The 22,120-nt window shown below is 57.0% G+C and carries 19 protein-coding genes; 9 read left to right on the forward strand and 10 right to left on the reverse strand.

Going from position 1 to position 22,120, the window contains the following annotated elements; translation table 11 throughout:
• Nucleotides 1-37 precede the first annotated feature (37 nt).
• The 4 genes from ACNQ0T_RS07745 to ACNQ0T_RS07760 form a co-directional block, all read right to left on the reverse strand.
• Nucleotides 38-937: a Dyp-type peroxidase gene (locus ACNQ0T_RS07745; protein WP_417929839.1), complete on the reverse strand. Its 900-nt coding sequence runs from the start codon at nucleotides 935-937 to the stop codon at nucleotides 38-40.
• A gap of 92 nt (nucleotides 938-1,029) precedes the next feature.
• Nucleotides 1,030-1,605, reverse strand: a complete 576-nt coding sequence (locus tag ACNQ0T_RS07750; RefSeq protein ID WP_032623819.1) for an RpoE-regulated lipoprotein — start codon at nucleotides 1,603-1,605, stop codon at nucleotides 1,030-1,032.
• Between the two features lie 63 nt (nucleotides 1,606-1,668).
• On the reverse strand, nucleotides 1,669-2,118 hold the full coding sequence (locus tag ACNQ0T_RS07755) for a DUF2919 domain-containing protein (RefSeq protein ID WP_023306669.1): 450 nt from the start codon (nucleotides 2,116-2,118) through the stop codon (nucleotides 1,669-1,671).
• Nucleotides 2,105-2,530 (reverse strand): GNAT family acetyltransferase, encoded by a 426-nt coding sequence (locus ACNQ0T_RS07760; protein ID WP_003861292.1) that lies wholly within the window; start codon nucleotides 2,528-2,530, stop codon nucleotides 2,105-2,107. Before ACNQ0T_RS07760 ends, ACNQ0T_RS07755 begins: the two co-directional genes overlap by 14 nt.
• A 212-nt stretch (nucleotides 2,531-2,742) precedes the next feature.
• Here ACNQ0T_RS07760 and amiA point away from each other — a divergent pair, with 212 nt between their 5' ends.
• Together amiA and hemF are read left to right on the forward strand one after the other, a co-directional pair.
• Nucleotides 2,743-3,618, forward strand: coding sequence for an N-acetylmuramoyl-L-alanine amidase AmiA (gene amiA, locus ACNQ0T_RS07765; protein ID WP_023306670.1), 876 nt, complete (start codon nucleotides 2,743-2,745; stop codon nucleotides 3,616-3,618).
• On the forward strand, nucleotides 3,618-4,517 hold the full coding sequence (gene hemF, locus ACNQ0T_RS07770; RefSeq protein WP_045309156.1) for an oxygen-dependent coproporphyrinogen oxidase: 900 nt from the start codon (nucleotides 3,618-3,620) through the stop codon (nucleotides 4,515-4,517). Before amiA ends, hemF begins: the two co-directional genes overlap by 1 nt.
• 64 nt (nucleotides 4,518-4,581) lie before the next feature.
• Here the strand turns inward: hemF and maeB are convergent, their stop codons facing one another.
• Nucleotides 4,582-6,861 carry an NADP-dependent oxaloacetate-decarboxylating malate dehydrogenase gene (gene maeB, locus ACNQ0T_RS07775; RefSeq protein ID WP_023300666.1) on the reverse strand — a complete coding sequence of 760 codons (2,280 nt, stop codon included), beginning with the start codon at nucleotides 6,859-6,861 and terminating at the stop codon, nucleotides 4,582-4,584.
• Between the two features lie 286 nt (nucleotides 6,862-7,147).
• Between maeB and tal the strand changes: the two genes are divergently transcribed.
• Together tal and tkt are read left to right on the forward strand one after the other, a co-directional pair.
• On the forward strand, nucleotides 7,148-8,098 hold the full coding sequence (gene tal, locus ACNQ0T_RS07780; protein ID WP_022648959.1) for a transaldolase: 951 nt from the start codon (nucleotides 7,148-7,150) through the stop codon (nucleotides 8,096-8,098).
• A gap of 19 nt (nucleotides 8,099-8,117) precedes the next feature.
• Complete coding sequence (gene tkt, locus ACNQ0T_RS07785) at nucleotides 8,118-10,106, forward strand: transketolase (protein ID WP_022648960.1); 1,989 nt, start codon at nucleotides 8,118-8,120, stop codon at nucleotides 10,104-10,106.
• A gap of 81 nt (nucleotides 10,107-10,187) precedes the next feature.
• On the opposite strand, the gene ACNQ0T_RS07790 is transcribed toward tkt, so the two are convergent.
• The 3 genes from ACNQ0T_RS07790 to aegA all read right to left on the reverse strand — a co-directional run bounded on the left by ACNQ0T_RS07790 (nucleotide 10,188) and on the right by aegA (nucleotide 13,975).
• Entirely contained in the window at nucleotides 10,188-11,231 is a 1,044-nt protein-coding gene (locus ACNQ0T_RS07790; protein WP_417929841.1) for a DUF1176 domain-containing protein, read from the reverse strand.
• A gap of 109 nt (nucleotides 11,232-11,340) precedes the next feature.
• Nucleotides 11,341-11,931, reverse strand: a complete 591-nt coding sequence (gene nudK, locus ACNQ0T_RS07795; protein WP_048965538.1) for a GDP-mannose pyrophosphatase NudK — start codon at nucleotides 11,929-11,931, stop codon at nucleotides 11,341-11,343.
• 67 nt (nucleotides 11,932-11,998) lie between these two features.
• Nucleotides 11,999-13,975 carry a formate-dependent uric acid utilization protein AegA gene (gene aegA, locus ACNQ0T_RS07800; RefSeq protein WP_417929842.1) on the reverse strand — a complete coding sequence of 659 codons (1,977 nt, stop codon included), beginning with the start codon at nucleotides 13,973-13,975 and terminating at the stop codon, nucleotides 11,999-12,001.
• Between the two features lie 152 nt (nucleotides 13,976-14,127).
• Between aegA and narQ the strand changes: the two genes are divergently transcribed.
• A complete protein-coding gene (narQ, locus tag ACNQ0T_RS07805) occupies nucleotides 14,128-15,822 on the forward strand; it encodes a nitrate/nitrite two-component system sensor histidine kinase NarQ (protein ID WP_180256850.1) in 1,695 nt (564 codons plus the stop codon).
• A 141-nt stretch (nucleotides 15,823-15,963) separates the two neighbouring features.
• Nucleotides 15,964-19,077, forward strand: coding sequence for a multidrug efflux RND transporter permease AcrD (gene acrD, locus ACNQ0T_RS07810; protein ID WP_045621185.1), 3,114 nt, complete (start codon nucleotides 15,964-15,966; stop codon nucleotides 19,075-19,077).
• 110 nt (nucleotides 19,078-19,187) lie between these two features.
• Here the strand turns inward: acrD and ypfM are convergent, their stop codons facing one another.
• On the reverse strand, nucleotides 19,188-19,247 hold the full coding sequence (gene ypfM / locus ACNQ0T_RS07815; RefSeq protein ID WP_100181659.1) for a protein YpfM: 60 nt from the start codon (nucleotides 19,245-19,247) through the stop codon (nucleotides 19,188-19,190).
• Nucleotides 19,248-19,634: 387 nt separating this feature from the next.
• Between ypfM and ACNQ0T_RS07820 the strand changes: the two genes are divergently transcribed.
• From ACNQ0T_RS07820 to ACNQ0T_RS07830, 3 genes are read left to right on the forward strand one after another with little or no spacing between them, the layout of a single operon-like run.
• Complete coding sequence (locus ACNQ0T_RS07820) at nucleotides 19,635-19,991, forward strand: ArsC family reductase (RefSeq protein ID WP_045309148.1); 357 nt, start codon at nucleotides 19,635-19,637, stop codon at nucleotides 19,989-19,991.
• A 3-nt stretch (nucleotides 19,992-19,994) separates the two neighbouring features.
• Entirely contained in the window at nucleotides 19,995-21,122 is a 1,128-nt protein-coding gene (dapE, locus tag ACNQ0T_RS07825; RefSeq protein WP_017383496.1) for a succinyl-diaminopimelate desuccinylase, read from the forward strand.
• Between the two features lie 24 nt (nucleotides 21,123-21,146).
• Nucleotides 21,147-21,344, forward strand: a complete 198-nt coding sequence (locus ACNQ0T_RS07830) for a YpfN family protein (RefSeq protein ID WP_000383991.1) — start codon at nucleotides 21,147-21,149, stop codon at nucleotides 21,342-21,344.
• A 38-nt stretch (nucleotides 21,345-21,382) separates the two neighbouring features.
• Here ACNQ0T_RS07830 and ypfH read toward each other — a convergent pair whose 3' ends face one another.
• Entirely contained in the window at nucleotides 21,383-22,078 is a 696-nt protein-coding gene (gene ypfH / locus ACNQ0T_RS07835; RefSeq protein WP_417929844.1) for an esterase, read from the reverse strand.
• Nucleotides 22,079-22,120: the final 42 nt, after the last annotated feature.

Consider the following 22,120-nt stretch of genomic DNA (forward strand, 5'->3'; position numbering starts at 1 on the left):
GCGCTCACGCTTACCCGGCCTACGAATGGAGAGCGATTTACAACGCCAGCAGGCGCTCAACGGACGGCGCAAAGTAGTAGCCGCCGGTCACCGGGCGGGTGAAGCGCAGCATGGCGTCACGCTTACCGTCGGTATCGCCAAACATGCTCAGCAGCTGCTGTTCGATGTTGTAGAGGCGTGCGCAGTAAGCGCAGAAGTACAGGCCGTGCGTACCGCTCGCGGTGCCGTACGGCAGGCTCTGGCGAACAATCTTCAGCCCCTTACCGTCTTCTTTAAGGTCAACGCGGGACAGGTGGGAAGTGACCGGACGCGCATCGCCGTCAATCTCTTCATTGGCATCTTTGGTACGGCCAATCATCATCTCCTGGTCATGCACGCTCATGCGGTTAAGCTGCCTGAGGTTATGCTCCCAGCGCTGGACGAACACATAGCTGCCGCCCGCGTCCACGCCATCCTGGATTACAGCCACCTCGCGACGCGTCTCTTCCCCGGCCGGGTTTTCGGTGCCGTCGACGAAGCCGCTCAAATCGCGCTCTTCCACCCAGCGGAAACCGTGGATCTCTTCCTGCACGTCGATACTGTCACCAAAGGCCTCAATCGCAGCCTGAGCGACAGAAAAGTTCACGTCGTGACGCAGGGAGAGGATATGGATCAGAACGTCATACTGGGTGGCGGGCGCAAGACCTTTGCCATAAGGAATAAAGTCTTTCAGCTCTTCTGCGCCTTTGCCGCCGCTCAGATGACGCCAGACGGTGCTGCCAAAGGCGACCACCGCGCCCAGATGGGCTTCGGGGAATTTGGCCTGGAAGGTGGCCAGTTTATCAACGAATACTTTGCTGGCCGCGCGCAGGGCATCCACGTCCCCTTTGACGTTGGCTTCAATCCAAATCGCCGCCCGGCAATGTTCTGGCAAAATGCCACTCTGAACCTGAGACATCGCTCCTCCTGAAAAAAAGATGCCACGACAGCGTGGCATTGATGGCGGCTATTATACCCGGATTTCAGCGAGGCGGCTTGCTCAGGCGCAAATTACTGCTTCCAGATAATTTTGCTCACTTTCCACTTTTTCAGGGTGTCGTCAGACGGCATTAACCCTTCCGGACCGTTCCAGGTGCCGCTGAACACATAGCTAATATGCTGGCTGCCGTCGGCCTTACACTCGACCGCCACGCTCTCCTCCGATGGCACACTGGCGCAGTGGCCAAACGCTTTCTGATAGAGTTCGCCAAACGGCGTTCCCACCTTCACGCCACCTGAGGTCGGGATCTCTTCATCCATCACCGCAATGCGGTTGACCGTACCTTTATCGCCGTTGATGACCATTGCCACCTTGTCATCTTTCAACGCTTCGAAATAGCGCACGATGTTGCCGTTCTCGGTTTTCATGCCGCTGCGCAGGCGATAATCACTGCCGATGGCATCCTGAATGGCATCCTGATCCAGCGCCGTCGAGGCGGTGATTTTGCCCACGCCCTGCTCGGTCACTTCCATTGAGGAGCCAAACCAGTTCCACGGATAGGCCGCAGACCAGTTGATGGATGAGAGCGTGGAACAGCCGGTTAACGCCAGCGGGAGAGCGCATAAAAGTAAACGCAGCGATTTCATTGAGACGTCCTTACGTAGTAAATCAACGCTTGTTGGAGTGCAGTATCGGCAAAAAGTGCCGTTTTAATCTGGCTCTTGCGTAAAACAGGCGCGTAAACGGGGATTCGTGACCAGCCACAGCAGCGCGACAATATCCGCCACCACCAGTGCAATCCCGATACCCGAAAGCGGCTCGCCGTACAGCCAGAGCAAGGGTTGCCAGACCAGAAGCACAAACTGCGCCAGGATCAGCAGCCAGCGAAGCGCGCGCCAGAAGCGCGGAATGGCTTGCCGCCGTCCGCTGCACAGAAACGCCAGGACCGCTGGTACACCCGGCAGCAATCCCAGCCAGAACGCATCGTGATCGGGATAAAAGAGATTCAGTAACGTATCGCCCTGCCCGCGCGACGCGCCAGCCATAACGAACAGCACCCAGGTTCGGGCCTGCAACAGCAGAACGCACCAGAACAAAAAAGGCAGACGCAGACGACCGTGAACGTCGTAGTCGCCAGGGTGGAACTCAGTACTCTTCATCTTCGATCAGGCGCTTACCCAGCGTCAGTACATCCGCGTGCTCGTAGCCCAGACGTTCATACATGCCCAGCACCACGTCGTTATCTTCCCGGACCATAATCTGGATTTTCGGGCAGCCACGGGCGATCAGTTTCTTTTCCAGACGGTTAAGCAGCGCGTTGGCGATGCCGCGCGCGCGGTATTCCGGGTGCACGCCCAGATAGTAGGCCGAGCCGCGGTGGCCGTCGTACCCACCCATCACCGTCCCGACCACTTCGCCGTTGACCTCAGCGACCAGAAACAGACTGACGTCGTGATTCACCTTCCGTTCGATGTCCATTTCCGGATCGTTCCACGGACGCAGCAGATCGCAGCGCTCCCAAAGGGTGATCACCTCTTCGAAATCTTCCTGGCGAAAAACGCGTATCTCCATGGTATTAACCGCCTTTTCGGGTTTAAAAACAGTGATTATGGCGTGAACAGGGCGTTTAGCCAATAACCGGGGAAAAACTCGCCAAAATTTGGCATAATGTCACTTTGTCACGTATTGAAATGAAAAGTAAAACAATTCTCAATAAGGACTGTCGTAACGGGAAACACGATACGATATAACACCAGGACCCCAATTTTTACAATTCAGGCCGCATGAGCACATTCAAACCATTAAAAGCACTCACATCGCGTCGTCAGGTTCTCAAAGCGGGGCTGGCGGCCTTAACGTTATCGGGTATCGCAAAGCAGGCTCAGGCAAAAGAAGAGAGCACGCTTAAAACCAGTAACGGACACAGCAAGCCGAAAACCAAAAAAGCTGGCGCAAAGCGTCTGGTCATGCTCGATCCGGGCCACGGCGGGATCGACACCGGCGCCATTGGCCGAAACGGGTCGAAAGAAAAACACGTCGTGCTGGCAATTGCAAAAAATGTACGCGCAATTTTACGCAGCAACGGTATTGACGCCCGCCTGACGCGCACAGGCGACACGTTTATCCCGCTGTACGATCGCGTGGAGATTGCCCACAAGCACGGCGCAGACCTGTTTATGTCCATTCACGCGGATGGCTTCACAAACCCTTCCGCCGCAGGCGCCTCGGTATTTGCGCTCTCCAACCGTGGCGCCAGTAGCGCCATGGCGAAATACCTCTCCGATCGCGAAAACCGGGCGGATGAAGTGGCCGGGAAAAAAGCCACCGACAAAGACCATCTGTTGCAGCAGGTTCTGTTCGATCTCGTGCAGACCGATACCATCAAAAACAGCCTGACGCTCGGCTCGCATATCCTCAAACGGATTAAACCCGTGCACCGTCTGCACAGTAAAAGCACCGAGCAGGCCGCGTTTGTGGTGCTGAAGTCACCGTCTATTCCGTCCGTGCTGGTGGAAACCTCGTTCATTACCAACCCGGAAGAAGAGCGTTTACTCGGCACTAAGGCGTTTCGTCAGAAGATCGCGAACGCCATCGCCTCCGGGGTCATCAGTTATTTCAACTGGTTCGATAATCAAAAAGCGCACTCCAGGAAACGTTGATGAAACCGAATGCACAGCTGGTCAAAACTTTCCTGATGCAGCTCCAGGACGCGATTTGCCAGAAACTGACCGCCGCAGACGGCGGTGAATTCCAGGAAGACACCTGGCAGCGCGAAGCGGGCGGCGGCGGGCGCAGCCGCGTGCTGCGTAACGGCGGTATTTTTGAACAGGCCGGGGTCAACTTCTCCCACGTCCACGGTGATGCAATGCCAGCGTCCGCCACGGCGCATCGGCCTGAACTGGCGGGCCGCAGCTTCGAGGCGATGGGCGTCTCGCTGGTGGTGCATCCGCATAACCCGTTTGTGCCAACCAGCCACGCCAACGTGCGCTTTTTCATCGCGGAAAAACCGGGGGCCGATCCGGTCTGGTGGTTTGGCGGCGGTTTCGACTTAACGCCTTACTATGGCTTTGAAGAGGATGCCGTGCACTGGCACACCACCGCGCGCGACCTCTGCCTGCCGTTTGGCGAAGACGTTTACCCGAAATACAAAAAGTGGTGCGATGATTATTTCTATCTGAAGCATCGCGACGAGCAGCGCGGCATCGGCGGGCTGTTCTTTGACGATCTCAATACCCCGGATTTTGATACCGCGTTCAGCTTTATGCGCGCGGTGGGTGAAGGCTTTACCGACGCCTATCTTCCGATTGTCGAACGCCGCAAAGACACCGACTACGGCGTGCGCGAGCGTGAGTTCCAGCTCTACCGTCGCGGGCGCTATGTGGAGTTTAATCTGGTGTGGGATCGCGGGACGCTGTTTGGCCTGCAAACCGGCGGGCGCACGGAGTCCATTCTGATGTCGATGCCGCCGCTGGTGCGCTGGGAATACAGCTACGCGCCAAAAGAAGGCAGCCCGGAGGCTGCCTTGAGTGAGTTCCTTAAAGTACGCGACTGGATTTAACTGCCGGATGGCGCTGCGCTTATCCGGCCTACTCAATCCGTAGGTCGGGTAAGCAAACGCGCCCTTACAGCGGCTGCGTCTGCGCCTCAACCACCGCCAGCGCCACCATGTTGACGATACGACGCACGGAGGCAATCGGCGTTAACACATGCACCGGTTTTGACACCCCCATCAGTACCGGCCCGACGGTCACACCTTCAGAACTCGACACGCGCAGCAGGTTGTAGCTGATACGCGCCGCTTCCACGTTCGGCATAATCAGCACGTTCGCCGAGCCTTTCAGCGGGCTGTCCGGCATACGTTCATTACGAATACTCTCCACCAGCGCGGCGTCGCCGTGCATCTCGCCGTCGATCATCAGCTCCGGCGCACGCTCGCGCACCAGGTCCAGCGTCTGGCGCATTTTGCACGCCGCCGCGGATTTGGATGACCCGAAGTTTGAGTGCGACAGCAGCGCCACTTTCGGCTCGATACCAAAGCGGCGCACGGTTTCCGCCGCCATCACGGTGATTTCCGCCAGTTCGTCCGGGGAGGGATCGTCGTTGACGTAGGTATCGGCGATAAAGGTGTTACCGCTTGGCAGCAGCAGCGCGTTCATTGCGCCGGCAGTATGGACGCCCTCGCGATAGCCGAAGATCTCCTGTACCACGCTGAAATGCTCATGGTACTCGCCGATGGTGCCGCAGATCAGCGCATCCGCCTCACCGCGATGAACCATGATCGCGCCGATCACCGTGGTGTTGCTGATCACCGCCCGCTGCGCCTGCTCCTGGGTGATCCCGCGACGCTTCATGATCGAATAGTATTCGTTCCAGTACTCTTTGAAGCGCGGATCGGATTCGTTGTTAACGATCTCAAAGTCCACGCCCGGCTTTATTTGCAGGCCGAGCTTCTGAATACGCATCTCGATCACGCTCGGACGACCAATCAGGATCGGTTTCGCCAGCCCTAAGGTGATCAGCTCCTGCGTCGCATGCAGCACGCGCGCCTCTTCCCCTTCCGCCAGCACCACGCGCTTCGCGTCGGCGCGCGCCTGGGAGAAGATCGGCTTCATAAACAGGTTGGTTTTGTAAACGAACTCGGTGAGTTTATCGACGTAGGCATCGAAATCTTCAATCGGCCGCGTCGCCACGCCGGAGTCCATCGCCGCTTTGGCCACCGCTGGCGCGATCTTCACGATCAGACGCGGGTCAAATGGTTTAGGGATGATGTAGTCGGGGCCGAAGCTCAGATCCTGATCGCCGTAGGCGGAGGCCACCACTTCGCTCTGCTCGGCGTGCGCCAGCTCTGCGATAGCATGAACGGCAGCCAGCTTCATCTCTTCGTTGATCGCCGTGGCGCCGACGTCCAGCGCCCCGCGGAAGATGAACGGGAAGCAGAGCACGTTGTTCACCTGGTTCGGGTAGTCCGAACGTCCGGTGCAGATGATAGCGTCTTCACGCACCGCCTTCGCCAGCGGCGGCAGAATTTCCGGCTCCGGGTTCGCCAGAGCCAGGATCATTGGCGCGCGCGCCATCTTCTGCACCATCTCCTGGGTCAGCACTTTCGGGCCTGAACAGCCGAGGAAAATGTCAGCACCGTCAATCACGTCTTCAAGCGTGCGCTTGCCGTCGTCTTCCACCGCATAGGCCGCCTTGGTTTCCGCCATGTTTGGCTCGCGGTCTTTGTAGATCACGCCCTTGGAGTCGCAGACCACAATATTGTGCTTCTGCATGCCCAGCGCCACCAGCAGGTTCATACAGGCGATGGCCGCGGCGCCTGCGCCGGAGACCACCATGCGCACGTCGGAGAGATTTTTCTCTACCACGCGCAGGCCGTTCAGAATGGCGGCGGTACTGATAATCGCCGTGCCGTGCTGGTCGTCATGGAACACGGGAATGTTCATACGCTCGCGCAGCTTCTGCTCGATATAGAAACATTCCGGCGCTTTGATGTCTTCCAGGTTGATGCCGCCGAAGGTCGGCTCCAGCGCCGCCACCACGTTGATGAATTTATCCGGATCCAGTTCGTCCACTTCGATATCGAAGACGTCGATACCGGCAAATTTCTTAAACAGAACGCCTTTCCCTTCCATCACCGGCTTACCAGCCAGCGCACCGATGTTCCCTAACCCCAGCACCGCCGTACCGTTAGAGATAACGGCCACCAGGTTGCCGCGCGCGGTGTATTTGTACGCTGCCAGCGGATCTTTTTCGATTTCCAGGCACGGAGCAGCCACGCCCGGCGAGTAGGCCAGCGCCAGATCGCGCTGGGTCGCCAGCGGTTTGGTCGGGGATACCTGGATTTTACCCGGAACAGGAAACTCGTGAAAATCGAGAGCGCTTTGTTTTAACTGATCATCCATCTTGTTATTCCTTTCACGTTTCGGTCAAAAAGGGTGATGTCGACGTTCCTATGCACACCCTGGTGTGCCGCATAGTATCGCCGCAGGCAGGCTCCTAAACTTTGAAGGCTGCCAAACTCTCACCATTGCAGAATAAAAATTGTTATCAATTTATAACAGCCATGTTACCCGTCTCAGAAAGCAATGCCTCCCCCGTCTGCTATGCTTTTTTGTTAAGTCCATCATGATTTTCTCAGAAGTGTGAACTAACGCACTCGACTAACTCTTTTATTTCCAAGGAGTAATTATGAACCAGCTAGACGGCATCAAACAATTTACCACCGTGGTTGCAGACAGCGGCGACATCGAGTCGATTCGTCACTACCAGCCGGAAGACGCGACCACCAATCCCTCTCTGCTGCTCAAGGCGGCCGGTCTTGCGCACTTTAGTCATCTGATTGATGACGCCCTTGCCTACGGCAAACAGCGCGGGAAAACGCAGGAACAGCAGGTCGCCGAAGCCAGCGACAAGCTGGCGGTCAATATCGGTGCGGAAATTCTTAAAAGCATACCGGGGCGCGTCTCTACCGAAGTGGACGCCCGCCTCTCGTTCGACCAGGAAAAAAGCATTAACAAGGCCCGCCGCATAGTGGAACTCTACCAGGAGCAGGGGATCGATAAGTCACGCATTCTGATCAAGCTTGCGTCTACCTGGGAAGGCATCCGCGCGGCGGAAGTGCTGGAGAAAGAGGGGATCCACTGCAACCTGACGCTACTGTTCTCCTTCGCCCAGGCGCGTGCCTGCGCCGAAGCGGGCGTGTTCCTGATTTCACCGTTTGTCGGGCGTATCTACGACTGGTATCAGGCGAAACAGCCAATGGATCCGTACGTGGTGGAAGAAGATCCTGGCGTAAAATCGGTGCGTAATATCTACGATTATTACAAGCAGCATCGCTACGAGACCATCGTGATGGGGGCCAGCTTCCGCCGCACCGAGCAGATCCTGGCGCTCGCGGGCTGTGACCGTCTGACCATCTCTCCTGACCTGCTGAAAAAGCTTCAGGAGAGTGAAGAGACGGTGATCCGCAAGCTGGTACCGACCTCTACCGTTCTGCCAAAACCGAAACCCATGACCGAAGCGGAATTCCGCTGGGAGCACAATCAGGATCCAATGGCCGTGGAAAAACTGGCAGATGGCATCCGCCAGTTCGCCGTCGACCAGCGCAAACTCGAAGATCTTCTCGCCGCCAAACTTTAACCTTGCCACGGAGTGAACTATGTCCCGTAAAGAGCTCGCCAACGCCATTCGCGCCCTCAGCATGGATGCCGTACAAAAAGCCAATTCCGGCCACCCTGGCGCCCCCATGGGTATGGCTGATATTGCCGAAGTGCTGTGGAACGACTTCCTGAAGCACAACCCGACCGATCCGACCTGGTACGATCGCGACCGTTTTATTCTCTCCAACGGTCACGCCTCGATGCTGCTCTACAGCCTGCTGCACCTCTCCGGCTACGACCTGCCGCTTGAGGAGTTAAAAAACTTCCGCCAGCTGCACTCCAAAACGCCGGGCCACCCGGAGATCGGCTATACGCCGGGTGTTGAAACTACTACCGGCCCGCTGGGCCAGGGGCTGGCGAATGCCGTCGGCCTGGCGATTGCAGAGCGTACGCTGGCCGCGCAGTTCAACCAGCCCGACCACGAGATTGTCGATCACTACACCTATGTCTTTATGGGTGATGGCTGCCTGATGGAGGGGATCTCCCACGAGGTCTGCTCGCTGGCGGGCACCCTGGGCCTGGGCAAGCTGATTGGCTTCTACGATCACAACGGTATCTCCATTGACGGGGAAACCGAGGGCTGGTTTACCGACGACACGGCAAAACGCTTTGAAGCCTATCACTGGCACGTGGTGCACGAAATCGACGGTCACGATCCTGAGGCGGTGAAAAAAGCGATTCAGGAAGCGCAGAGTGTAAAGGACAAACCGTCCCTGATCGTCTGCCGCACCACCATCGGCTTCGGCTCGCCGAACAAAGCGGGTAAAGAAGAGGCGCACGGCGCGGCGCTGGGTGAAGAGGAAGTGGCGCTGACCCGCCAGAAACTGGGCTGGAAACACCCGGCCTTTGAGATCCCAAAAGAGATCTACAGGGCCTGGGATGCTCGCGAAACAGGTGAAAAAGCGCAGCAGGCCTGGAACGAGAAGTTTGCTGCCTACAAAAAAGCGTATCCGGAGCTGGCGGCCGAATTTAACCGCCGCATGAGCGGTGGCCTGCCGGAAGACTGGGAAGAGAAAACTCAGGCGCTGATTGAAAACCTGCAATCTAACCCGGCGAAAATTGCCACCCGTAAGGCGTCACAAAACACCCTGAACGCGATTGGCCCTGTCCTGCCCGAACTGCTGGGCGGCTCGGCGGATCTGGCGCCAAGTAACCTCACCATCTGGTCTGGCTCTAAATCCCTGAAGGAAGACATTGCCGGGAACTATATCCACTACGGCGTGCGCGAGTTCGGGATGACCGCCATTGCCAACGGTATCGCCCACCATGGCGGCTTCGTGCCGTACACCGCCACCTTCCTGATGTTTGTCGAATATGCCCGTAACGCGGCGCGTATGGCGGCCCTGATGAAGGCGCGGCAAATCATGGTGTATACCCACGACTCCATCGGACTGGGTGAAGATGGGCCGACGCACCAGGCGGTAGAGCAGCTGGCGAGCCTGCGCCTGACGCCAAACTTCAGCACCTGGCGTCCGTGCGATCAGGTTGAAGCGGCTGTGGGCTGGAAGCTGGCCGTAGAGCGCCATAACGGACCCACAGCGCTGATCCTGTCGCGCCAGAACCTGGCGCAGATCGAGCGCACGCCGGAGCAGGTGAAAAATATCGCCCGCGGCGGGTACATCCTGAAAGACAGCGGCGGTAAGCCGGACGTGATCCTGATTGCCACCGGTTCAGAGGTGGAAATCACGGTAAAAGCGGCCGAGAAACTGACCGCCGAGGGTCACGCGGTGCGCGTGGTTTCCCTGCCTTCAACGGATATCTTTGATGCCCAGGATGAGGCGTACCGCGAATCGGTGCTGCCTTCAAACGTCGCGGCGCGCGTGGCGGTTGAAGCTGGCATTGCCGACTACTGGTACAAATATGTGGGTCTGAAAGGGGCGATTGTCGGCATGAAGGGTTACGGTGAATCCGCCCCGGCCGATAAGCTGTTCCCGTACTTCGGCTTTACCGTTGAGAATGTGGTGGAGAAGGCGCTGAGCGTGCTGTAGTGCAGTCTTCGTGCCCGGTGGCGGCTACGCCTTACCGGGCCTACAAATCGCTAAAACGTAGGCCCGGTAAGCGACAGCGCTCTACCTTGTGATCCACAGCGTGGGCCAGGCATCTGGCCTATTCCAGTTATCGCAGCTTGGCTCTTCCGCGTAGCGCACCAGGCGGAAGCGCTGGCCGTTAAAACGCCAGCGGGTCTGGATCCCACAGTCGCCAATCCCGCGTCCCAGTGCCAGCGTGGTCAGCTCGCGCGTTTTTTCATCGAAGCTGGCATTCATCAGCTCCATGTCGCTACTCTGGCTGGAAGGGGTAAACGGCAGGCGCAATCTCACGCTTCTGGCAGCAAACGGTTTTTTACGCGACACCAGCCACGCCAGATCGACGGTGTTGTACGCCCCCGCCTCACAGCTGATGATCATCAGCGCTTTGTCATCGGTCAACGCGGTCACGCGCACTTCACGCCGGTTCGGATCGAGGGAGCACTGGCTGTGGTTCATGCGCCAGGTACCGTAATCCAGCAGATCGTTAAGTTCGTTATGCGTCAGCGGCGTTGGCGTGGGGTTCACCACTGCCACCTTTTTTAATGCCGGCGCAGGCGGCACGCTCAGCGGTGGACTATCTCCTTTTTTAATCCATGCCGTTTCACTTCCGACGCGTTTTTGCTGGGCATCAATAAACAGCAGCGCCGCTTTCAGACCGGCCAGAGAGATTGTCTGCTTCCCCCCGCGCAGGGTCAGCGCCTGCCCCTCCTGAATGGTTTTCAGAAACGTGGTGATGGTGCCCGTATCGTCTGTTTTAAGATGCCAGGGGGTTAACTGCCAGTGTTGCGACGTGAGCTGAAGCGGCACATTGTCGAGCAGCAGGCGCGGGGCAATGTCAGGCTCTTTCACCGGAGGCGTCGAAAGACCGCCGAGATCGATGCGCAGGCTGGCGTCTGTTTTTGCCCCCGCACTGCGGCTCAGCGTCATGACCAGACCGCGATGCTCGCCGGTGTTGCGCGCTACGCAGAAATTCTGGTTATTGCAGGTCACCTGCCAGTCTGAAAAAGACTGCTGCGCAGGCGCAGCCCACACCAAAGGCGCGGGAAGCACGCAAATGAAGAAGAGAAGAAAAACGCAGTAGCGCATGAACGGCACAGCCCCGGAAACGAATAGGTCAATCTGGGGCGTATCTTCGTGCCCTGGGCGGGCTGGCTCAATCGGATTTATCGGATAGATTTATCTGAAATACAACTTATCACGCTACCGCCGCAGCATTCATCAAACCGCTGGTTTGCAGATACTGCAACAGGATCACCGCTTTACCGTCGCGGATCTCGCCGCTTTTCACCATGTCGACAGCCTGAGCGAAAGGCATTTCCAGCACTTCAATGTCTTCATCGTCCACGCCACCGCCCCGGTGCGTGCGCTGGGCATCGGTGTACTCCGCAATGAAGAAGTGAACCAGCTCGGTAACCCCGCCAGGGGACATAAACAGCTCAAAGACTTTCTGCACCGCCCCCACCTCAAAGCCCGTCTCTTCAATGGCTTCTTTGCGGATACACACTTCCGGCTCATCGTCGTCCAGCAGACCTGCACAGGTTTCAATCAGACGTCCGTCCGCGTTGCCATTGACCCATGTCGCGATGCGAAACTGGCGGATCAGCACCACGCTTTGTTTTTCACGGTTATACAGCAGAATGGTTGCACCATTGCCCCGGTCGTAGACTTCGCGTTTATGGCGAATGACGTCCCCGCTCTTACGGGTGAGATCGTAAGTGATGTTACGCAGGACAAAGTAATTTTCAGAAAGGATTTTGTCTTTAATAACGGTAATGTTCAGGGACATACGGGCTCCACGGCAAAATGAGTCTGTTTATACTACGCCGTGATGCCCGCTTTGTCGCCCGTCTGCGTTAATGCATGTTGCGCGGCGGCACGCCAAGCCAGTCCATGATCCCCTGCGCGGCATGGCGCCCTTCCGCCATCGCGGTGACCACCAGATCCGCACCACGTACCGCATCACCGCCAGCAAAAATCTGCGGATTCGAGGTCTGGTAGCGGTAACGGCTCTCCACGGAGGCCCTGATGCGCCCCCAGTCGTCGGTTTCAACGCCCTGCGCCTGAAGCCACGGCATGGCGTGCGGATTAAACCCAAACGCCATGATCACCGCATCCGCTGGCATGACAAACTCACTGCCCGCCACCGGGACAGGACGACGCCGCCCCTGCGCATCCGGCTCGCCCAGACGGGTGCGCAGCATCCGGATACCCTTGACCTTCCCGTCGTCATCCAGCGTGAGCTCAACCGGCTGGACATTAAATTCAAACGCCGCGCCCTCTTCTTTCGCGTTTTTAACCTCTTTCTTTGAGCCCGGCATGTTGGCCTCGTCCCGCCGATAGGCGCAGGTTACTTTCGCCGCGCCATGTCGCAGCGCGGTGCGCACGCAGTCCATCGCCGTATCGCCCCCGCCCAGCACCACCACGTTTGACCCCTGCGTGTCGATAAACGGCTCGTCTGCGGCAGGGTCAATGCCCATCACGTTCCGCGTGTTCGCCACTAAAAACGGCAGCGCGTCGTACACGCCCGGCGCGTCTTCATGAGGGATACCTGCTTTCATGGAACGATAGGTCCCTACGCCGATGAACAGGGCATCGTAGTCGTTTTGCAGTTGGGCCATCGACACGTCTTTTCCCACCTCGCAGTTCAGCTCGAAGCGGATGCCCATCGCACTGAATATCTCTCTGCGCCGCGCTAACAGGGATTTATCCAGCTTGAAGGCCGGAATACCAAAGGTCAGCAATCCGCCGATTTCTGGATAGCGATCGTAGACCGTCACACCGATGCCGCTGCGCACCAGTACGTCGGCACAGGCCAGCCCTGCCGGACCGGCACCAATGATGGCGACGCGCTTACCGACCGGTGTAACGTGGCTGACGTCCGGCGTCCAGCCCATCGCCAGCGCCCGATCCGAGATATATCGTTCGATATTACCGATGGTTACCGCCCCTGACGCATCCCGCAGGGTGCAGGCGCCTTCACATAATCGATCCTGTGGACAGACGCGGCCGGTAATTTCCGGTAAACAGTTAGTCTGGTGAGAAAGCTCAGCCGCACCGATGATATCCCCCGCCCTGATCCGCTCAATCCACTGCGGAATATGGTTATGCAGCGGGCAGGTCCACTCGCAAATGCTGTGGTCGCCACATTTCAGGCACCGGGATGCTTCGCGCTGCGCCTGTTCCGGGCGAAACGGCAAGTAGATCTCGTTAAAATGGCCGGCGCGCGCGTCGGGGCTGAGCTTATCCGGCTCACCGCGCGCCGGGGTGTTTTGCATCTGTTGCCGTTTGGTTTGCGGAGGGGCTGATTGAACCGCCTCGCTGTGCCACGGCAGCGCGTCCAGCCTTGCGCTGCGCTGTCGGCGCTGTTTAACCAGCTTATCCAGCACGGCTGGGGTGGCGAGCGTAAGCACCTCCGCCGGGCAGTTTTCAACGCAGGCCGGGCCTTGCGGCCTTTCCAGGCAGAGGTCGCATTTGTGCGCCGAGGCCTTTACGCTGTCGTTTTCAAGCGGGGTGATCAGCATGTCCATCGTGCCAAACGGGCAGGCCACCACGCAGGCTTTACAGCCGATGCATTTTTGTTGATTGACCTGTACGCTGTCGCTGTGTTGCGTGATGGCTCCGTTCGGGCAGCTTTGCGCGCAGGGCGCATTTTCACAGTGGTGGCAGGTCACTGGGCTTTTTCGCAAGCCAGAGGTAAGGACCGTAATGCGGGGATGAAAATGGCGCTCGCTCAGCGCGTGCTGCTCCCCGTTGTGCGCCATCACACAGGCAACTTCGCAGGCGCGACAACCGATACACTGTTGAGCGTTGGCCATAATAAAACGATTCATAACAACACCTGTTTTTGGTTCAATAACCTTATTCTTTCTATTGTTATCGTATTTACCCACAGCGGCATGGCGACGCAATGTTCAAATGCCCAGGAAGGCGAACTATTTCCAGTGAACCTGTGGCAGATCAATTTAATTCAGGAAGCTGATGAGTGACCGTTAAACGCCCCGTATCGGGAAGCCTGGCTCGGGCTTTCTTTTCGATGATTGTCTTGTCCGTTCTGATCAGCGCCATTGCGCTGGTTACACTCGCCAGCAGCCAGCGCGACGCCGAGGCGATTAACATCGCCGGATCGCTGCGCATGCAGAGCTACCGCCTGGGCTACGAAATGCAGCGCGCCAGCCCGTCACTGGCAGAGCACCGCGCGGTCTGGCAGAAAACGCTGAGCGCGCCTGCGTTGCAGAAGCTCAACCGCTGGTATGTGCCAGAGGACGTCAAACAGCGTTACCAGCAGTTGCAGCTTGGCTGGCAGGAGATGGACACGCGTATCGCCAGCGGCGATACCGGGTGGTATCAGAGCCACATAGAGGATTTTGTGGGCCGGATAGATGCCTTTGTGCTGGCGCTACAGCACTACACCGAACATAAGATACAGCTGGTGATTTTCATGTCGCTGACGGGCGGCCTGGGCATCCTGCTGCTGGCGGTGATGACCCTGCGGCGCATCCGCCGTCAGGTTGTGCTGCCGCTGAATAATCTGGTGGCAGCGAGCGAGCGTATCGAACAGGGGCAGTTCGATACCCCCGCGCCGGATATTATGCTTCCCAACGAGCTGGGCCAGCTTTCCCGCGCCTTCAACCATATGTCGGCGGAATTACACACCCTGTACCGTTCCCTGGAGCACTCCGTTGCCGAAAAAACCCGCCACCTGAATGAAGCGCATCAGCAGCTCGAAATGCTGTTCAAATGCTCACAGGCGTTGAATACCGGGCAGATAGACAGCCACTGCTTCCGACATATTTTGCAGATTGTGCATGACTATACGCAGATGAATTACCTGCAATTGCGCACCAGTGACGACTGGCAGCTTTACGAAGGACAGGAGTCCCCGGGCGTGAAAATGCACAATTTACCGGTATTAATGCAGGACACCCTGTACGGCGAACTGCGCTGGCAAAGCGCGACCGGGGATGTTCCGCTGCCGCTCATGGAAAGCGTGGCGACGATGCTGGGCCGGGGGCTCTATTTCAATCAGGCGCAGAAACATTATCAGCAGTTGCTGCTGATGGAAGAGCGCGCCACCATCGCGCGCGAGTTGCATGATTCGCTGGCGCAGGTGCTCTCCTATTTGCGTATTCAGCTTACGCTGCTGAAGCATGCCGTGCCGGGCGACAATGCCCCGGCGCAGACCATCATTACGGACTTCTCCCGCGAGCTGAATAACGCCTGGCATCAGCTACGCGAGCTGCTCACCACCTTCCGCCTGACGCTCAACCACGCCAATCTTCCTGCCGCGCTACAGGAGTCTCTCGACGGTTTGCAAAGCCAGACCAGCGCGAAGCTGGTGCTTGACTGCCGTCTCTCATCGCTTGCGCTGGACGCGCAAAAACAGGTGCACCTCTTACAGATTGTGCGTGAGGCAGTGCTGAATGCGATTAAACATGCCGACGCCAGCGAGATTGTGGTCAGCTGCGTCACCACCGCGGACGGTACTCACACGGTCACGATCCGCGACAACGGTATTGGTATCGGCGACGCCAGTGAACCGCCGGGGCATTACGGGCTGAATATAATGCGCGAACGCGCGGGACGGCTCGGCGGAACATTACACTTTTCTCAGCCGCCACAGGGCGGTACACAGGTCAGCGTGACGTTCCGGACACCTGCGGCGCAGGCTGAAAAATAGCGGGAAAGAAGGCGCGCTGAAAAAAGCGCATGATAATTTACATTATCTCCTTTATTTCTCCACGTTTGACCTGGGCCTTACCGCTAAAGTTAGGCGGGCAATAAACAATAATGACGTGCAGCAAAACGAGGTCACATTTTAATGGCGAATTTTTTCATCGATCGCCCCATTTTTGCCTGGGTGCTAGCAATCCTGTTGTGTCTGACGGGTGTCCTGGCGATTACTTCCCTTCCTGTTGAGCAATACCCCGACCTCGCCCCCCCTAACGTGCGTATCACGGCGAACTACCCTGGCGCCTCGGCACAGACGCTGGAAAATACCGTCACGCAGGTTATCGAGCAGAACATGACGGGTCTTGATAACCTGATGTACATGTCCTCGCAGAGCAGCGCCACGGGCCAGGCGACGGTAACCCTGAGCTTTACGGCGGGCACGGATCCGGACGAAGCGGTGCAGCAGGTGCAAAACCAGCTGCAATCGGCCCTGCGTAAACTGCCTCAGGCGGTGCAGAACCAGGGGGTGACCGTGCGTAAGACCGGTGACACCAATATTTTGACAATCGCGTTTGTTTCAACCGATGGCTCGATGGATAAGCAGGACATCGCGGACTACGTCGCCAGTAATATTCAGGATCCGCTCAGCCGTATCAACGGCGTGGGTGATATCGACGCCTACGGCTCGCAGTATTCCATGCGTATCTGGCTGGATCCCAACAAGCTGAACAGCGTGCAGATGACCGCCAAAGATGTCACCGACGCCATCGAATCGCAGAACGCTCAGATTGCCGTGGGGCAGCTCGGTGGTACGCCGTCCGTGGATAACCAGGCGCTTAACGCCACCATCAACTCCCAGTCGCTGCTCCAGACGCCTGAACAGTTCCGCAATATCACTCTGCGCGTGAACCAGGACGGTTCGGAAGTGCGTCTGGGGGATGTCGCCACCGTGGAAATGGGGGCGGAAAAATATGACTACCTGAGCCGCTTTAACGGCAATGCTGCGTCCGGCCTGGGGGTGAAACTGGCCTCCGGCGCTAACGAAATGGCGACCGCGCAGCGGGTGTTAGAGCGTCTGGATGAGCTGTCGCATTACTTCCCGCACGGACTGGAGTACAAAGTCGCCTACGAAACCACCTCATTCGTAAAAGCCTCCATCGAAGATGTGGTGAAAACCCTGCTCGAAGCTATCGCGCTGGTGTTCCTCGTGATGTACCTGTTCCTGCAAAACTTCCGCGCCACGCTGATCCCCACCATTGCGGTGCCGGTGGTGTTGCTGGGAACCTTTGCGGTGCTGTATGCCTTCGGTTACAGCATCAACACCCTGACCATGTTTGCCATGGTGCTGGCCATCGGCCTGCTGGTCGATGATGCCATCGTGGTGGTGGAAAACGTCGAGCGCATCATGAGCGAGGAAGGGCTTTCGCCCCGCGAGGCCACGCGCAAATCGATGGGACAAATTCAGGGTGCGCTGGTCGGTATCGCCATGGTGCTGTCGGCGGTATTTATCCCGATGGCGTTTTTTGGCGGCACTACGGGCGCGATTTATCGCCAGTTCTCGATCACCATCGTCTCTGCGATGGTGCTCTCCGTACTGGTGGCGATGATCCTTACCCCTGCTCTGTGCTCGACGCTGCTCAAACCGCTGCATAAGGGCGAACACCACGGTCAAAAAGGCTTCTTCGGCTGGTTTAACCGGATGTTTAACCGAAATGCGGCGCGCTATGAAGCGGGCGTGGGTAAAGTACTGCACCGCAGCGTGCGCTGGATGGTGGTCTATGTCCTGCTGCTCGGCGGCATGGTCTTCTTATTCCTGCGGCTGCCAACCTCGTTCCTGCCGCTGGAAGATCGCGGCATGTTTATCACCTCCGTACAGTTACCGAGCGGCTCGACCCAGCAGCAGACCCTGAAAGTGGTGCAGAAGGTTGAGAACTACTTCCATACTCAGGAGAAGGATAACGTGGTCTCCGTCTTCTCCACCGTCGGCTCTGGCCCTGGCGGTAACGGGCAGAACGTGGCGCGTATGTTTGTGCGCCTGAAAGACTGGGACCAGCGCGACAGCGATAGCGGCTCCTCCTTTGCCATCATTGAACGTGCAACTAAAGCGTTCAACAAAATCAAGGAAGCGCGCGTTTTCGCCAGCAGCCCGCCCGCTATCAGTGGCCTGGGCAGCTCAGCCGGATTTGATATGGAGCTTCAGGATCACGCGGGTGCCGGGCATGACGCGTTGATGGCAGCTCGCGATAAACTGCTCGAGCTGGCCGGGAAAGAGCCGCAGCTTACCCGCGTTCGTCATAACGGTCTGGATGACAGCCCTCAGCTACAGGTGGATATCGACCAGCGTAAAGCGCAGGCGCTGGGCGTCTCCATCGACGACATTAACGACACCCTGCAAACGGCATGGGGCTCAAGCTACGTGAATGACTTTATGGATCGCGGTCGCGTGAAAAAGGTCTACGTTCAGTCTGCTGCCAAATACCGCATGCTGCCGGACGATATCAACCGCTGGTATGTGCGCAATAACACCGGCGGCATGGTGCCGTTCTCGGCGTTTGCGACGTCACGCTGGGAGACCGGTTCGCCGCGTCTGGAGCGTTACAACGGCTATTCGGCGCTGGAGATTGTCGGTGAAGCCGCGCCTGGCGTCAGTACCGGTACTGCAATGGACATTATGGAAAAACTGGTTCAGCAGTTACCGACCGGCTTTGGCCTGGAGTGGACGGCGATGTCCTACCAGGAACGGCTTTCCGGCGCGCAGGCGCCTGCCCTGTATGCCCTTTCGCTGCTGGTGGTGTTCCTCTGCCTGGCGGCGCTGTATGAAAGCTGGTCAGTGCCGTTCTCGGTAATGCTGGTGGTGCCTCTCGGGGTCATCGGCGCGCTGCTGGCAACCTGGATGCGTGGCCTGGAAAACGATGTCTATTTCCAGGTCGGACTCCTCACCGTAATCGGATTGTCGGCGAAAAACGCCATTCTGATCGTCGAATTTGCCAATGAGATGAATGCCAAAGGTCACGAACTGATGGCCGCCACGCTGCACGCCTGTCGTCAGCGCCTGCGCCCGATCCTGATGACTTCTCTGGCGTTTGTGTTTGGCGTCCTGCCGATGGCCACCAGCTCCGGCGCAGGCTCCAGCAGCCAGCACGCGGTGGGAACGGGCGTTATGGGGGGAATGATTTCCGCGACGATTCTGGCTATCTATTTCGTACCGCTGTTCTTTGTGCTGATACGCCGTCGTTTCCCGCTGAAGGATAAGCCGGAATAACCCGATGAAATAAAAAAAGGCGGCTTTACAGGCCGCCTTTTTATTGTGTGATTCTTTCACACTATGGTTATTTTAGTTAATTAAGTGCTCTTGCATTTCTTACCGGAAATTCATTTACGAAGCATGCCTTCGATAAAATCTTTCCAGTTCCCCAGTTCATGTTCAATCATAACAACCTCTCTTATTATTATGTGCATTCTACGAAAACGTATCATCATTGTGAAGCCACTTTAACCGATTGCTGTGATTGAGCCTCGCTGTGCAGGTAGGTTTAGGATCACTATGAGCGTTGCCGGGTAAATTTTATGTGACCTACAGCAATATTTTGAAATAGTCAGAAAAATGACAGCATTTTTAATTTCCCCCTGAGTTTATTGGCAATTTATACAGAGTGGACAACTATGCTTAAAAGATGGAACACTATTCAGCGTACAGCTGTTCGTTGAATTATGGAGAATTGTAAATCACGAAAAATTCCGAATATGTTATATTCCACTTAAGGATATATCTTCGAAAATATTGAACATTTAATCCACACAAGAACAAAAGGATTCACTATGGTTGTGATGTACGGCATTAAGAATTGCGATACGATTAAAAAAGCCCGCCGCTGGCTGGAAGCACACAACATCGACTATCGCTTCCATGATTACCGTGCCGACGGGCTTGACCCCGCGTTTCTCCATTCCGCCATCAACGAACTGGGCTGGGAAGCGCTGCTGAACACCCGCGGGACCACCTGGCGAAAACTGGATGAATCTCTCCGGGCCACGATCAACAACGCCGACAGCGCAGCCAAACTGATGCTTGAAATGCCGGCAATCATCAAACGCCCATTGCTCTGCAAGCCAGGTCAGCCTATGCTGCTGGGTTTCAGTGAAACCCTTTATTCAGATTTATTCGTTGAGGTGTAGTCTATGTCATGCCCGGTCATTGAGCTGACTCAGCAGCTTATTCGCCGTCCTTCCCTTAGCCCGGACGACGCAGGTTGTCAGGCATTAATGATTGAGCGCCTGCGTGCCATCGGTTTTACCGTCGAGCACATGGATTTTGGCGATACGCAGAACTTCTGGGCATGGCGCGGTCAGGGGGAGACGCTGGCGTTTGCCGGACATACCGACGTAGTTCCCGCAGGCGACGCAGACCGCTGGATCAACCCGCCTTTTGAGCCAACCATCCGCGACGGCATGCTTTTCGGACGCGGCGCTGCGGATATGAAAGGTTCCCTGGCTGCGATGGTCGTGGCGGCAGAGCGTTTCGTCGCCCAGCATCCGAACCATAAAAACCGTCTTGCGTTTTTGATTACCTCCGATGAAGAAGCCAGCGCCCACAACGGCACCGTGAAGGTCGTTGAGGCGCTGATGGCGCGCAATGAACGTCTGGACTACTGTCTGGTGGGCGAACCGTCCAGCACCGAAGTGGTGGGCGATGTGGTGAAAAATGGCCGCCGTGGATCCCTGACCTGCAATTTGACCATTCATGGCGTGCAGGGCCACGTTGCCTATCCGCACCTGGCGGATAACCCGGTACACCGCGCCGCGCCGATGCTGAACGAACTGGTGGGCATTGAATGGGATAAAGGCAACGAATTTTTCCCGCCAACCAGCATGCAAATAGCCAACATCAAGGCCGGCACTGGCAGCAACAACGTCATTCCCGGCGATCTCTTCGTCCAGTTTAACTTCCGCTTCAGCACCGAACTGACCGACGAGATGATAAAAGCGCGCGTGATTGCGCTGCTAGAGAAATACCAGCTGCGCTATACCCTCGACTGGTGGCTGTCTGGCCAGCCGTTCCTGACGCAGCGCGGTAAACTGGTGGATGCGGTAGTGAACGCCATTGCGCACTATAATGAAATTAAGCCACAGCTGCTGACAACGGGCGGCACATCTGACGGACGCTTTATTGCCCGCATGGGCGCACAGGTTGTCGAACTGGGTCCGGTTAACGCGACGATTCACAAAATCAATGAATGCGTGAACGCTGCCGATTTACAACTGCTGGCCCGCATGTATCAACGTATTATGGAGCAGCTCGTCGCCTGACGGGTGCTTAAAGAGGATTAGCGAATGGACTGGCTTTCAAAGTACTGGTGGATTCTGGTGTTGGTATTTCTGGTAGGCGTGCTGCTTAACGTGATTAAAGATCTCAAGCGCGTTGACCACAAAAAGTTCCTTGCCAACAAACCGGATCTTCCGCCGCACCGTGATTTTAACGACAAGTGGGACGATGAAGACGACTGGCCGAAGAAGGACCAGAAGAAGTAATCGCTTTGTTTCCCCTCTCCCTAGGGAGAGGGGAAACCTCACATAAACTCGACGATATCATCATCATTCGGCTTACCGCCGCTGAGCGCTTCATCAAAGTAGTGCTTCGGTACGGTATAACGCAGATGATCGAGCGCGAACTGCATGCTGCGATCGTCAATGGCATGCCCCAGATCGTCCACGATATCCAGCGTCACATCCCCGCCTTCACGCATCAGCGCGTCCTGGGCCGCAACCGCATGCGAAAGCTCAATTACCCGGTCTTCACCCCCATGAATGAGATGGATCGTGGTCTGCGTGGTCGCGCTTTGCGGTAACGTCGCAAAACGCCCGTTGAAGGCAATCACGCGGGACACCAGTCCGGGCTGCGCTTTTACGCTTTCCAGCGACAGGATTGAGCCCTGAGAGAAGCCAATCAGCGCTGTTGCATTGGCACCTACGCCGCTCTGCTGCTGCCAGTAACGCACGGTATTGATAAAAGCTGGCATAACGGTATCAATACGTGCCTGACGATTTTCCTCCGTCACGCCCTCGACGGAAAACCACTGCCGCCCGTCCGGACCGCAGGGCTCCACGCCGCCGATACTGACGATCAGCGCGTGTGGGAAAACGGGTGCAAACCAGCTGCCAATCTGTCCCATATTGACGGCATTGTCGCCCACGCCATGAAACAGAAGCAGTAGCTGTTTAGCAGGTGTATCCGGGCTTTGCACAACAAAATGGTCATGTTTCATGGCGATCTCCTTAATTGTTAAGCAGGATTTTACGCCTCTGCG

It is taken from the genome of Enterobacter cloacae complex sp.6700776 (assembly GCF_048284255.1).
GTDB lineage: Bacteria > Pseudomonadota > Gammaproteobacteria > Enterobacterales > Enterobacteriaceae > Enterobacter > Enterobacter intestinihominis.